This window comes from Alloalcanivorax sp. C16-1 (genome assembly GCF_046507805.1).
GTDB lineage: Bacteria > Pseudomonadota > Gammaproteobacteria > Pseudomonadales > Alcanivoracaceae > Alloalcanivorax.
In genome coordinates, this window is record NZ_JBKFTK010000004.1 from 1 (window position 1) to 12,337 (window position 12,337).

The 12,337-nt window shown below is 67.4% G+C and carries 14 protein-coding genes; 6 read left to right on the plus strand and 8 right to left on the minus strand.

Translation table 11 applies throughout. From position 1 onward, the window contains the following. Nucleotides 1-249: 249 nt before the first annotated feature. Complete coding sequence (gene tyrS, locus ACLD0W_RS13760; RefSeq protein WP_410308062.1) at nt 250-1,449, minus strand: tyrosine--tRNA ligase; 1,200 nt, start codon at nt 1,447-1,449, stop codon at nt 250-252. 261 nt (nt 1,450-1,710) lie between these two features. Here tyrS and ACLD0W_RS13765 point away from each other — a divergent pair, with 261 nt between their 5' ends. Together ACLD0W_RS13765 and ACLD0W_RS13770 are read left to right on the plus strand one after the other, a co-directional pair. Then, nucleotides 1,711-3,075, plus strand: a complete 1,365-nt coding sequence (locus ACLD0W_RS13765) for an OapA family protein (RefSeq protein ID WP_410308063.1) — start codon at nt 1,711-1,713, stop codon at nt 3,073-3,075. Continuing rightward, nucleotides 3,065-4,177 carry an anhydro-N-acetylmuramic acid kinase gene (locus ACLD0W_RS13770; protein WP_410308064.1) on the plus strand — a complete coding sequence of 371 codons (1,113 nt, stop codon included), beginning with the start codon at nt 3,065-3,067 and terminating at the stop codon, nt 4,175-4,177. The genes ACLD0W_RS13765 and ACLD0W_RS13770 overlap by 11 nt, the downstream gene beginning before the upstream one ends. A 19-nt stretch (nt 4,178-4,196) precedes the next feature. Here the strand turns inward: ACLD0W_RS13770 and ACLD0W_RS13775 are convergent, their stop codons facing one another. From ACLD0W_RS13775 to ACLD0W_RS13795, 5 genes are all read right to left on the minus strand, one after another. After that, the gene (locus tag ACLD0W_RS13775; RefSeq protein WP_410308065.1) at nt 4,197-4,703 is read right to left on the minus strand and encodes a phosphatase PAP2 family protein; all 507 of its coding nucleotides are present in this window, start codon (nt 4,701-4,703) and stop codon (nt 4,197-4,199) included. Between the two features lie 109 nt (nt 4,704-4,812). After that, nucleotides 4,813-5,151 carry an iron-sulfur cluster insertion protein ErpA gene (gene erpA / locus ACLD0W_RS13780; protein WP_410308356.1) on the minus strand — a complete coding sequence of 113 codons (339 nt, stop codon included), beginning with the start codon at nt 5,149-5,151 and terminating at the stop codon, nt 4,813-4,815. Between the two features lie 53 nt (nt 5,152-5,204). Then, on the minus strand, nt 5,205-5,645 hold the full coding sequence (locus tag ACLD0W_RS13785; protein ID WP_410308066.1) for a polymer-forming cytoskeletal protein: 441 nt from the start codon (nt 5,643-5,645) through the stop codon (nt 5,205-5,207). A 30-nt stretch (nt 5,646-5,675) separates the two neighbouring features. Next, nucleotides 5,676-6,401 carry a DUF6776 family protein gene (locus ACLD0W_RS13790; protein WP_410308067.1) on the minus strand — a complete coding sequence of 242 codons (726 nt, stop codon included), beginning with the start codon at nt 6,399-6,401 and terminating at the stop codon, nt 5,676-5,678. Between the two features lie 128 nt (nt 6,402-6,529). Beyond that, complete coding sequence (locus ACLD0W_RS13795; protein ID WP_410308068.1) at nt 6,530-7,915, minus strand: chloride channel protein; 1,386 nt, start codon at nt 7,913-7,915, stop codon at nt 6,530-6,532. A 174-nt stretch (nt 7,916-8,089) separates the two neighbouring features. Between ACLD0W_RS13795 and hemJ the strand changes: the two genes are divergently transcribed. The 4 genes from hemJ to hemL are packed head-to-tail and all read left to right on the plus strand — an operon-like array spanning nt 8,090 to nt 11,281. Then, nucleotides 8,090-8,512, plus strand: a complete 423-nt coding sequence (gene hemJ, locus ACLD0W_RS13800) for a protoporphyrinogen oxidase HemJ (protein WP_410308069.1) — start codon at nt 8,090-8,092, stop codon at nt 8,510-8,512. 38 nt (nt 8,513-8,550) lie between these two features. Further along, on the plus strand, nt 8,551-9,315 hold the full coding sequence (locus ACLD0W_RS13805) for a hydroxymethylpyrimidine/phosphomethylpyrimidine kinase (RefSeq protein ID WP_410308070.1): 765 nt from the start codon (nt 8,551-8,553) through the stop codon (nt 9,313-9,315). Then, complete coding sequence (thiE, locus tag ACLD0W_RS13810; protein ID WP_410308071.1) at nt 9,312-9,974, plus strand: thiamine phosphate synthase; 663 nt, start codon at nt 9,312-9,314, stop codon at nt 9,972-9,974. The genes ACLD0W_RS13805 and thiE overlap by 4 nt, the downstream gene beginning before the upstream one ends. Nucleotides 9,975-9,994: 20 nt before the next feature. After that, nucleotides 9,995-11,281, plus strand: coding sequence for a glutamate-1-semialdehyde 2,1-aminomutase (gene hemL, locus ACLD0W_RS13815; RefSeq protein WP_410308072.1), 1,287 nt, complete (start codon nt 9,995-9,997; stop codon nt 11,279-11,281). Between the two features lie 25 nt (nt 11,282-11,306). Here the strand turns inward: hemL and ybaK are convergent, their stop codons facing one another. Both ybaK and ACLD0W_RS13825 read right to left on the minus strand, forming a co-directional pair. Further along, nucleotides 11,307-11,771 (minus strand): Cys-tRNA(Pro) deacylase, encoded by a 465-nt coding sequence (gene ybaK / locus ACLD0W_RS13820; protein WP_410308073.1) that lies wholly within the window; start codon nt 11,769-11,771, stop codon nt 11,307-11,309. Then, nucleotides 11,768-12,259 (minus strand): tetratricopeptide repeat protein, encoded by a 492-nt coding sequence (locus ACLD0W_RS13825; protein ID WP_410308074.1) that lies wholly within the window; start codon nt 12,257-12,259, stop codon nt 11,768-11,770. Before ACLD0W_RS13825 ends, ybaK begins: the two co-directional genes overlap by 4 nt. Between the last annotated feature and the right edge of the window lie 78 nt (nt 12,260-12,337).

Here is a 12,337-nt window from a genome sequence, read left to right on the forward strand (position 1 = left end):
ACTTGTTCAAAGCCGATGTCTATCGAGACATCTACTCCGAACAGGTCCCACACGTTTGCTTGCCTGATTGTTAAAGAGCCGCGGGGCTGAGCGTTTCGTCGTTGCCCCGTCGAGGAGTGCGCATTCTACGGATCGGGCCGAACCTGTCAAACCTTTTTTCGAGCTTTTCTCGAAATTCTTTGCAAGCGGTCAGAATTCGTCCGACCCGCACCGCCGGCCTGGAGCCCGAAAGGCCCTGAAAGCCCCGGTTTACTTGATGATCACCCGGGCAATCTTCTTTTTGCCCGCCTGGATCACCGCACTCTCGCCCCGGGCGAAGCTGCGCTCCTCGGTGAGCTGGGCGCCGTCCACGTACACCGCCCCCCGCCCGAACACGTCCTTGGCGGCCTTGCCGTTCTGGGCCAGGCCGGCGAGACGGAGCAGGGGCACCACGTGAATCTCGTCGCCCTCCTCCAGCACCACTTCCACCTCCGGCACATTGTCCGGGATTTCGCCCAGGGCGGTCAGGTTGCCCGCCGACGAGGGCGCGGCCCGGGCGGCGTCCTCGCCATGGAAACGGGTCACCATCTCCAGGGCGAAGGCTTTCTTGGCCTCCTGGGGGCTGCCCAGGCGCTCGGCCTCCGCCTTGCGCTCCGCCAGCGCCTCGTTGGAGAGCCCGCTCAACAATTCATAGTAACGCCAGGTCAAGGCGTCGGGGATCGACAGCAGCTTGCGGTACATGTCGCCGGGGGCATCACTGACACCCACGTAGTTCTTCAGCGACTTGGACATCTTCTGCACCCCGTCCAGCCCCTCCAGGATCGGCATGGTCAGGCAGATCTGCGGCCGCTGGCCGTGGGCCTTCTGCAGGGTGCGCCCCATCAGCAGGTTGAATTTCTGGTCGGTGCCGCCCAGCTCCACGTCCGCTTCCATGGCCACCGAGTCGTAGCCCTGCACCAGCGGGTAGAGGAATTCGTGCACCGCGATCGGCTGGTTGGCCCGGTAGCGCTTGTCGAAGTCGTCGCGCTCCAGCATGCGCGCCACCGTGTACTGACTGGCCAGCTTGATCATGCCGGCGGCGCCCAGCTTGTTCATCCAGCTGGAATTGAACACCACCTCGGTCTTGTCCGGGTCCAGAATCTTGAAAACCTGTTCTTTATAGGTTTCCGCGTTGCGCTCGATTTCCTCGGGCGTGAGCGGCGGCCGGGTGGCGCTCTTGCCGGTGGGGTCACCGATCAGGCCGGTGAAATCGCCGATCAGGAACATGACGTGGTGCCCCAGTTCCTGGAACTGGCGCAGCTTGTTGATCAGCACCGTGTGCCCGAGATGCAGATCCGGGGCGGTGGGATCGAAGCCGGCCTTGACCCGCAGCGGCTTGCCACTGGCGATGCGTTCGCGCAGCTCGTCTTCCTGAATGATTTCATCGGCGCCCCGTGACAGCAGCGCCATTTGCTCTTCGACCTTGACCATGAACTACCTCAAATACTTCGGACCGCCCCGGCGGCGGGTCCGGACTGACGGGGAACCCGACCGGCCCGCAACGGTCAGAAAGGCCGACCGACGGGGCTTCCGGACCCGGAAAAGCGGGCTATTGTAGCACTTGAAGGCGCCGGTAGAAGGCGGGTATCTTTGCTTCAATTCAAGGATCCTCCCCCGCGAACCCGAATGGCCGGAGGCTCCGCCATGAATGCCCAAAGGCGGCCTACTCAGAGTGTAGCGACCAGCATGAGAATGAAACTTTCCGCCCTCGGCCGCATGGCGCGCCGATTCCCCCGTGCCCATCTCGCCGTTTCCGCCGCCCTCGGCCTCACCGTGGTAATCATGGCCCTGGCACCGGAGTCCGGAGAAAGTCGCCCCGAACGAACACGGACCGTGGCGCTGGCCGAGTCGGCGCCACGCCCGGCGCCGGCGCTGAAACCGCAGCCGGCGCCGGCCCCGGGCCGCGCCCAGACCGCCGCCGAGCCCATCCCCCGGGCGCCGGAGCCGGACTGGGTGGAACTGAAAGTGCAATCCGGCGACACCCTTTCCACCCTGCTGCAGTCCCGCGGCGTCACCGCCGCCCAGGTGCACCGCCTGGTCACCGGCGACAAACAACTGGCGGAACTGGCGAATCTGCGCCCCGGGGACAGCCTCAACATCACCGTGGACGACGAAGGGGAGCTGACCGCGCTCAGCTACCACCCGTCCCGGATCGAAACCGTCAAGGCCATCCTCGAGGACGACGGCCGCTGGCGGGTGGAGAACGAAAAACGCCAGTACCAGCGCCGCACCCGCTTCGCCGAAGCCACCATCGACAACTCCCTGTTTCTGGCCGGCCACGCCGCCGGCATGAGTGACAACCTGACCATGCAGCTGGCCAATATCTTCGGCTGGGACATCGATTTCGTGCTGGATATTCGCAACGGCGACCGCTTCCGCGTGCTCTACGAAGAGCTGTATCTGGACGGCGAAAAGGTGGGCGAGGGCAATATTCTGGCGGCGGAATTCTGGAACCAGGGCCGCCACCTCAGCGCCTACCGCTTCCAGACCCGCTCCGGCGACACCGATTACTTCGACAGCCAGGGCCGCTCCATGCGCAAGGCGTTCATCCGCACCCCGGTGGCGTTCTCGCGGATCAGTTCGCGCTTCAACCTGGGCCGCAAGCATCCGATCCTCAACAAGGTACGCGCCCATCGGGGCATTGATTACGCCGCCCCCAGCGGCACGCCGATCAAGTCCGCCGGCAAGGGCAAGGTGATTTTCGCCGGCGTCAAGGGCGGCTATGGCAACGTGCTGATTCTCCAGCACGGCCAGCGCTACAGCACCCTGTACGCGCACATGCGCGGGTTCGCCAAGGGCATCCGCGTGGGCAGCCGCGTTAACCAGGGCCAGACCATCGGTTACGTGGGCATGTCCGGCCTGGCCACCGGCCCCCACCTGCACTACGAATTCCGCGTGGACGGCGTCCACCGCAATCCGCAAACCGTGGAATTGCCCAAGGCGGAAAGCGTGACCAACAACGAGAAACCCCAGTTCCTGGTTCAGGCTAAACGCATGGAGGCCCAGATGACGCTGTTCGCGGAGGCCGCCACGCTGGCCAGCAGCAATGTCTTCTGAGAACCCCACGCCCGGGGTACAGCTGTTCGCCGGTCTGATGACCGGCACCAGCCTGGACGGCATCGACGCCGTCCTGGCGCGCTTCGAGAATCAGGGTGTGGAAATCCTGGCCACCCACTCCGCCCCCCTGCCCCCGCCATTGCGTGAGCGTCTGCTGGCGCTGACCCGACCCGGTGACAATGAGATCGACCGGGCGGGCCCCTGCCATCGGGCGCTGGGCCGGGAATACACCGCCGCCATCCAGGCCCTGCTGGCCGCCGCCCATATCGACCCGCGGGCAGTCACCGCCATCGGCTGTCACGGCCAGACCGTGCGCCATCGCCCCGGGGACGACGGTTTCAGCCTGCAGCTGGGCTGCGCGGACACCCTGGCCACCGGCACCGGGTTGCCGGTGATCAGCGATTTCCGCAACAAGGACATGGTCCTGGGCGGCCAGGGCGCGCCCCTGGCGCCGCGCTTCCACGAGTACCTGTTCGGCGCGCCGGACGCCCGGGTGGCGGTGCTGAACCTGGGCGGCATCGCCAATGTCAGCCTGCTGGACCACGGCACCCTCACCGGCGGCTTCGACACCGGCCCGGCCAACACGCTTCTGGACCTGTGGCACCAGCGCCACCGGGGCCAGGGCTTTGACGCGGACGGCACCTGGGCCGCCGGCGGCCGGGTGCTGCCGACGTTGCTGGAGGCGCTGCTGGCCGATCCCTATTTCCAGCAGGCGCCGCCCAAGAGCACCGGTCGTGAATATTTCCATCTGGACTGGCTGCTGCAAGCGGTGGAGGACAGCGCCGCCCCCCGTGATGTGCAGGCCACCCTGGCGGAGCTTAGCGCCCGCAGCGTGGCGGACGCGCTGGCGCCCTTCGCGCCCGCCCGCCTGCTGGTGTGCGGCGGCGGTGCCCACAATGATGACCTGATGGCGCGCTTGAGTCGCTGCCTGGGAGTGACGGCGGAATCCACCTCGCGGGCCGGCCTGGCCCCGGACTGGGTGGAGGCGGCGGCGTTCGCCTGGCTGGCATGGGCCTGGTGGCATCGGGTGCCGGGTAATGCGCCGGCGGTCACCGGCGCCCGCCGACCGGCGGTGCTGGGCCGGCTTACCCTGCCGGATTAAGCGGGGGCCGCCGGGCCTGTCAGCCGACCAGCACCACCCCGGTCAGGGCGCACACCGCGCCCAGCAGCGCGCCGGCGGCGATATCGGAAGGGTAATGCACCCCCAGCAGCACCCGGGAGAGGCCCACCAAGGCGGCGAACGCCAGCATCAGCGAGGCGCCCACCGGGAAGAACACCCCCATCAGCGTGGCCATCACGAACGCCGCGGCGGTGTGACCGGAAGGGAAGCTGAACCGGTCCGCCGGCTTCAGGAACACACAGAGGGTGGTGTCCATGTCCGCCGGGCGCGGACGTTTGATCAGATGCTTGAGAAGCATGAAGGCGGGCACTTCCAGCCCGTAGGCGATCACCGCGGCCTGGGCGAAGCGGGCGCCGTCGGTGCTGTCCAGCAGCCAGATCACCAGGGCCAGGAAGACATAGAGCGGGCCATCGCCAAGCCGCGAGATGCCGCGAGCCAGCTGTGCCCGATGGGCGGCCCGGGGTTGCCCCAACAGCCAGCACATGGCGCGGGCGTCGGCGGCGGTCATACGTTGTAGTGAAGGTCGCTGTATCATCATGCCCCTCAGCATCCGTGCTGTTGACGACAGTAATCTGATACTTTGATGACTGTTTTGTGACCCTTGAAGTTCCCGGCGATTACACCGAGAACGACGACCCGCAGCCACAGGTGGTGGCGGCGTTGGGGTTGTGAACGATGAAGCGGGAGCCCATCAGGCCCTGTTCATAGTCCACCTCGGACCCGTCCAGGTACTGAATGCTCATGGCATCCACCAGCAGGGTCACGTCCTCGCGGTTCACCGAGGTGTCGTCTTCGTTGACCTGCTCGTCGAAGGTGAAGCCATAGGAAAAGCCCGCGCAACCGCCGCCGGTGATGTACACCCGCAGCTTGAGTGCCGGGTTGCCTTCGTCGTCCCGCAGCTCGCGTACCTTGGCGGCGGCGCGCTCGGTCAGAATAATGGGATTGGAATCGCTCATGTCGGCCTGAACTGCTGTTACGGAACTCATGGTCCAATACCCGAGTGTTACAGTCAAGAATTGTCCGTGGCCGGCGGTGCACCGGCCGGGGCCGCCCCCGGTTTCTCCGGCGCCGGCAGATTACGGCGTTCCTCGTCCAGGCGCACCAGCTTGCCGTTGACGCGGGCGCCGATCAGCATCTCGATGGTCACGTAGAACACATTGCCTTCCACCTGCGCCTTGCTGGCCAGCTCCAGGTGCTCGGTGGCGTTCACGTCGCCTTCCACCCGGCCATTGATGGTGATCCTGGGCACGCGGATTTCGCCGCGCACCACGCCGGTCTCGCCGATCACTAGCTGGCCGCCTTCGCTGCCCACGGTGATGTTGCCGTCCACTTCCCCCTGGACGTGCAGACCGCCATTGAATTCGATGTCCCCCACGACGCGGGCACTGGGCGCGATCAGGGTGTGGTCGCGGAAACTCTGCTGGCCACTGTTCTTCTTGTCTCGCCTCACCTGCTCTCTCCTGCTAGTCGGTCGGTTGATTCACCAGGGCAGACTGCGCGACACCTCCGCGCGCCGGCCGCCGGTGGAGCGCGCCGTGATTTCCAGCGTGCTCACCTCGAAGCCCTCGGGCACCGTCAGAATACCGGAAAGCTCCTGGAAATAACGGAACTTGAAGCTCAAATCGGCGCCGTCCTCGAGCAGCTCGCCGGCTTCCAGGGTTTCCGGCTCACCGTCGCGCAGCCCCTTGAGGGCCAGCGCCACCCGGCCGGACAGGTAACCCCGATTGTCACCGGCCTGCACCAGAATCAGACGGTAGCGGAACCGGCGCTCGCCGTCGGCGGGCCCCACCTCCAGCTTCTGCACCTGCAGCGGCTGGTCGGCGGCGCCCGGCGACATGACGTTCTTGTAGAACGCCACCGCCTCTTCCAGCTCCGCCGACTGGTCGCGCAGGGCGCGGATTTCCTGACGCAGCTGCTCGCCGGCCTGGTCGGACACCTCCGAATCGGCCCGGTAGCGGGCCAGATCCTGGCGCGCCTCGCCCAGGTTGTCACGGGTCTCGCGAAGCTCGGCGCGCAGGTCCTGAATGCGCCGACCGGTGTCCAGGGCGCCGCCCTGGCCCAGCCAGAAGCCGCCGCCGAACGCCACCAGCACCGCCAGCACCGTGCCCACCAGCAACGACACCCGCCGGCGGCGGCGCTGGGAGGGGCTGACCGGCACCAGCACCACATCATCGACGCCGGCGCGCGGTCGGTCACGGCGCGCCATCAGTGGCCGCGCCCGGTCATGAAACGGCGATATCGGATCGGCAGGGCCATGGTCCGCACGTCCTCATACTTTTCTCTGAAAGAGCGATGATAGGCACCGCATGCGGGCCGGGCAACTCGCGGCGGCGCTCAGCGCTTCTCGTCGCCGCCGTCGGCGCTCACCACGCGGGCCCGATCCAGCGCCATGCCTTCGCCTTCCTGGAGCCGATCGGCCAGGGAGTCGTAGAGCGGCTTGAGCCAGACGATCTTGGACACCGCCGCCGCCAGGAAGGCCCCGGCCATCAGCGGCAGCAGAATGTCGTGGCGGTTACCGGTCAGTTCCATGACGATCACGAAGGAGGTGATCGGCCGCTGGATCACCGCCGCCAGAAACGCCGCCATGGCCACCAGGGTCAGCCCCACCACGGACACCCCGGGGAACATGCCGCCGATGACGTTGCCGACCCCGGCGCCGGCGGCCAGGCTGGGCGAAAACAGCCCCCCGGGCATGCCGGTGAAGTAAGAGACCAGGGTGGCGCCCATCTTGGCCAGCGGGAAGAACCAGTCGCCCTGGCTTTCACCGGACAGCAAATGGCGGGCCTGCTCGTAGCCGCTGCCGTAGGTGGCGCCGCCGGTGAGCAACCCGAGAAACACCACCACCAGGGCGCACATCAGCACCACCCGGTAGGGATGGTTGCGGGCATAGGGGGAAAGAAAGCGGCTACCGGCGATCAGCAGGCGGCTGAAGGCGCCGCCGAGCAACCCGCAGACCAGCGCGGTGACGCCCACCGCCAGCCAGTCGTGGGTCAGGTTCAGGGCTCCTTCCGGGTGCCCGAAATAGCTGTAGTGGCCGGCGATGGACAGCACCACCACCCCGGACAGCAGGATCGCCAGAATCAGGGTACCGCTGGTGCGCTGTTCGAAGGAGCCGGCCAGCTCCTCGATGGCGAACACGATCCCCGCCAGCGGCGCATTGAACGCCGCCGATACGCCGGCGGCGCCGCCGGCCACGATCAGCGAGGTGTCCACGTACTTCTGCTGCAGCCGGCCGATCTTGCCGGCGGAATACATGATCGCCGCGCCGATCTGCACGCTGGGGCCCTCGCGACCGATGCTGGCGCCGCACAGCAGCCCCAGGCAGGTCAGCCCGAACTTGGTGACAATCACCCGCAGGGAGAGGAAGGTGGGGCGCAGCCAGTGATAGCGCTGCTTGAGCACCACCAGCACCTGGGGAATACCACTGCCCTGGGATTCCGGCCCGGTGCGCCGCATGATCGCGGTCACCAGCAGCATGCCCACCGGTGTCACCAGGATCGGCCACAGGGACGATTGACGTTGCAGCTGGAAAAACAGGGAGGCGCAGTATTCAGCCACCCAGGCGAAGCTCACGGTGACCAGGCCCACCAGCAGGGCGCCGATCCAGAACACCACCCGCATCTTCCAGTCCTGAAGCGTGCCCAACTGCCTGCGGGTCAGGCGTCGCGTGCGAAACAGGTAGTATCGCATCACACGGCTGGCGCGCATCGGCTTGCTCACGGCACTCCTCTTATCCGGTTCTCGTCCGGTCCGGGCGGTCCAGGGCGACCGCGCTTTGGTGGCGGGGAAAGGCCCGGTAGTATAGCCCGTCCGGCGGCCAACACTCCAATGACGTTGACCCGTTCACTTGTAAGTAAGCGCGACCGCCCCACGTTCGTTTTCGGAGAGACCTTCATGTTGTGGCTGAAAGCCTTTCATATCATCGCCGTGATCTGCTGGTTCGCCGGCATCTTCTACCTGCCGCGTCTGTTCGTATACCACGCCATGGCCGAGGACCAGCCCAGCCGCGAGCGTTTCAAGATCATGGAGCGCAAGCTGTACCGGGGCATCATGAACCCCTCCATGATCGCCACCCTGGTGCTGGGCATCTGGATGCTGGCGCTGAACTGGGACTACTACAAAACCCAGGGCTGGCTGCACGCCAAACTGACGCTTGTGGTGCTGCTGATCGGCTATCACCATGTGTGCCTGGCCTATCTGAAGAAGTTCGCCGCCGACGCCAACACCAAGAGCGACCGGTTCTACCGGATCTTCAACGAAATTCCGGTGCTGCTGCTCATCGCCATCGTGATCCTGGTGGTGGTCCGCCCGTTTTGATCCCAAGCTGAATGACAAGCTGAATGAAAGGGAGCGCAATGAAACCCAATATTCTGGTGATCGCCGGCCACGACCCCTCCGGGGGCGCCGGCATCCACGCCGACATCGAGGCGGTGCACAGCCTGGGCGGCTTCGCCAGCACCCTGATCACCGCCCTGACGGTGCAGAACAGCCGCAATGTGAGCGGTTTCCAGCTCACCCCCATCGATCTGCTGGAGCAGCAGGCCGATGCCCTGCTGGCCGACTACCAGTTTCAGGCGGTGAAGATCGGCATGACCGGCTCGGTGGAAATGGTGGAGTGGATTGCCCACCTGCTGGCACGCCTGCCCGGCGTGCCGGTGGTGCTGGACCCGGTGCTGGCCGCCGAGGCCGGGGGCAGCCTGGCGCGCGGCGACCTGGCCGAGGTCATGCTGACGCGGCTGGCGCCGCTCACCACCGTGCTCACTCCCAACCTGCCCGAGGCCGAACTGCTGGCCGGCGCCGACGGCGTGCAGGCGGCCGGGCCGCGTATCGCGGAGCGTTGTGGGCAGGCGGTGCTGGTCACCGGCACCCACGACGACACCGATCAGGTCAGCAACCATCTGTTTGACGGCGACCGCCGCCGGCGCTGGGACTGGCCCCGGCTGCCGGACGTCTACCACGGTTCCGGCTGTTCCCTGGCCTCGGCCATGGCCTGCCGGCTGGCCCTGGGCGACGACCTGGACGGCGCCGCCGAGACCGCCCAGCGCTGGCTGCACCAGGCCCTGCGGCATGCCTGGCGCCCCGGCGGCGGCCAGCATGTTCCCGACCGGAGACCGCTATGAGCCGTCCCGACGCCCGCCGCGTGCGCGGCCTGTACGCCATCACCGATCCGCAATTGACGCCCGGCGACAGCATGCTGAGCGCCGCCGAAGCCGCCCTGCGCGGCGGCGCCTCCATGCTGCAATACCGGGATAAACACGCGGACACCGCCACCCGCCGTCACCGGGCGGCGCGGCTGGCTCTGCTGTGCCAGGATCACGGCGCCCTGTTTATCGTCAACGATGACGCGGCCCTGGCCGCCGAAGTGGAAGCGGATGGCGTGCACCTGGGCCAGAGCGACGGCGCCGTGGACAGCGCCCGCCGTCTGCTGGGCACCGACAAGCTGATCGGCGTGTCCTGCCACGGCCGGCTGGAGCTGGCACGGAAGGCCGCCGAGGAGGGCGCCGATTACCTGGCCCTGGGCCGCTTTTTCGACTCCCGGACCAAGCCCGAGGCGCCGCCGGCCACGCTGGAAACCCTGCGCCAGGCCCGGCGCCGCTTTCATCAACCCCTGGTGGCGATCGGTGGGGTGAATGCGCATAATGCCGGCCTGCTGATCGAGGCCGGCGCCGATGCCGTGGCCGTGATCCACGCCCTGTTCGGCTTCGCCGATCCCGACGACGCCACCCACCCCGGCGTGGAAGCCGCCGCCCGCCAGCTGGCCGGCCTGTTCAACCGCTAACGCCCGTCAAGGAGTCCCCCATGAGTCGCACGCATTCAGAACAACTGTTCCGCCGCGCCCAGAAGCACATCCCCGGGGGCGTCAATTCGCCAGTGCGCGCGTTCAAGGGCGTGGGCGGCACGCCGGTGTTCTTTCACCGCGCCGAAGGCCCCTATCTCTATGACGAGGACGACAACCGCTACGTGGACTATGTGGGCTCCTGGGGACCGATGATCCTCGGCCACAACAACGAAGCGGTGCGCGAGGCGGTGCAGCGGGCGGTGGCCGACGGCCTCAGCTTCGGCGCCCCCACCGCCGCCGAGGTGGACATGGCCGATCTGGTCTGCGAGATGGTGCCGTCCATGGACATGGTACGGATGGTCAATTCCGGCACCGAAGCGACCATGACCGCCATCCGCCTGGCCCGGGGTTACACCGGCCGCGACAAGATCATCAAATTCGAAGGCTGCTACCACGGCCACGTGGACAGCCTGCTGGTGAAGGCGGGCTCCGGGGCGCTGACCCTGGGCACGCCCAGCTCACCGGGCGTGCCCAAGGCGGTCACCGACGATACCCTGACGCTGAACTACAACGACGCCGGCGGTCTGGAGGAAGTGTTCAAGGCCCGGGGCGAGGAAATCGCCGCGGTGATCGTCGAGCCGGTGGCCGGCAACATGAACTGCGTGCCGCCCACCCAGGGGTTCCTGGAAGCCCTGCGTACCTACTGCGACCAGTACGGCGCGGTGCTGATCTTCGACGAGGTGATGACCGGCTTCCGGGTGGCCCGTGGCGGTGCCCAGGCGCTCTACGGCGTGACCCCGGATCTGACCACCCTGGGCAAGATCATCGGCGGCGGCATGCCGGTGGGCGCCCTGGGCGGCAAGAAAGCGGTCATGGAACACCTGTCACCGCTGGGGCCGGTCTATCAGGCCGGCACCCTGTCCGGCAACCCGGTGGCCATGGCCGCCGGTCTGGCCACCCTGCGCCAGCTGCAACGGGACGGCTTCTACGAGGAACTGGAAGCAAAGACCGAGAAGCTCACCGAGGGGCTGGCCACCATCGCCCGCGAGACCGGCATCGGCTTCCACACTACCCGCGCCGGCGGCATGTTCGGGCTCTATTTCACCGAACAGACCCGCATTACCCGCTTCGACGAGGTGATGGCCTGCGACGCGGCGCGCTTCGGCACCTTCTTCAACGCCATGCTGGACCGTGGGGTCTATCTGGCGCCCAGCGCCTTTGAAGCGGGCTTCGTGTCCATCGCCCACGACGACGCCGACATCGACGCCACCCTGGAGGCCGCCCGCGCAGCCTTCGCCGCCCTCTGAGAAATCGCGGCTGAAGCCGCGATCCCTAGCGCGCCAGCGGCGCCAGCCGGCCACCGGTCAGCGCCAACAGATCCGCCGGCGCCATTTCAATCTCCAGGCCACGCCGGCCGGCGCTCATATAAAGGGTGTCGTGCCGGTCGGCGCTGGCGTCCAGCCATAAAGGCAGGCGCTTTTTCTGCCCCAGCGGGCTGATACCACCCAGCACATAACCGGTCAGCCGCTCCGCCAGGGCGCCATCGGCCATCACCGCCTTCTTGCCCCCGGCCGCCCGTGCCAGGGCCTTCAGGTCCAGGCTCCGGTCCACCGGCACCATCGCCACCTGGGGGCGCCCGTCCAGGTCCGCCAGCAATGTTTTGAACACCCGCTCCGCCGGCACGCTCAACCGCTCGGCGGCTTCCAGGCCGTAGCTCTGTGCCTGGGGGTCGTGCTGATACTCGTGCAGCCGGAAGCGGACACCGCCTTTCTCGGCGGCCTTGACCGCCGGTGTCACGCCCGCCCCCCGCGCAGCTTCTCGGCCTGGTCGCGGGCGGCGTCGGCGCCGTCCGGATCGTTCATTTCGGCGCGGGCGGCGGCCACCAGTTCCCACAGGTCGGCCCGGTAGGCATCGTTATCCGGCGACAGGCGCAGGGCACGGCGGGCCAGCCCCTCGGCCGCCGCCGGATCGCCCTCTTCCAAACGCAGCAAGGCCAGCTCCCGGTACAACCAGGAGGAATTCGGCGCCATCGTCAGCGCCCGTTCCAGATAGCGCCCGGCGGCGGCGTTCTGCCCGCTGTCCCGGGCCTGCTCGGCGCGGGCCAGCAGCGAAAGGGCCGGCGAGCCGGCCAGTTCGGTGTCGGCGGTCACCGGCGTCTGCGGCGTTTCCGTCGGCGGCACGGCGGCGCAGCCGGACAGCAGCAGCGCCACCAGCACCAGCCAGCGCAGCGGCGCCGTCACGTTCAAAGTGGGCAGTTTCAGCATCGGCGAGGTGACGGACGGCATGGATCGCGTTCCTTCTGGTTGCGTCGGTTTGCGGTGCGGATGGCGCCATTCTACAGTTGTGGACCCTTCAGCACACCG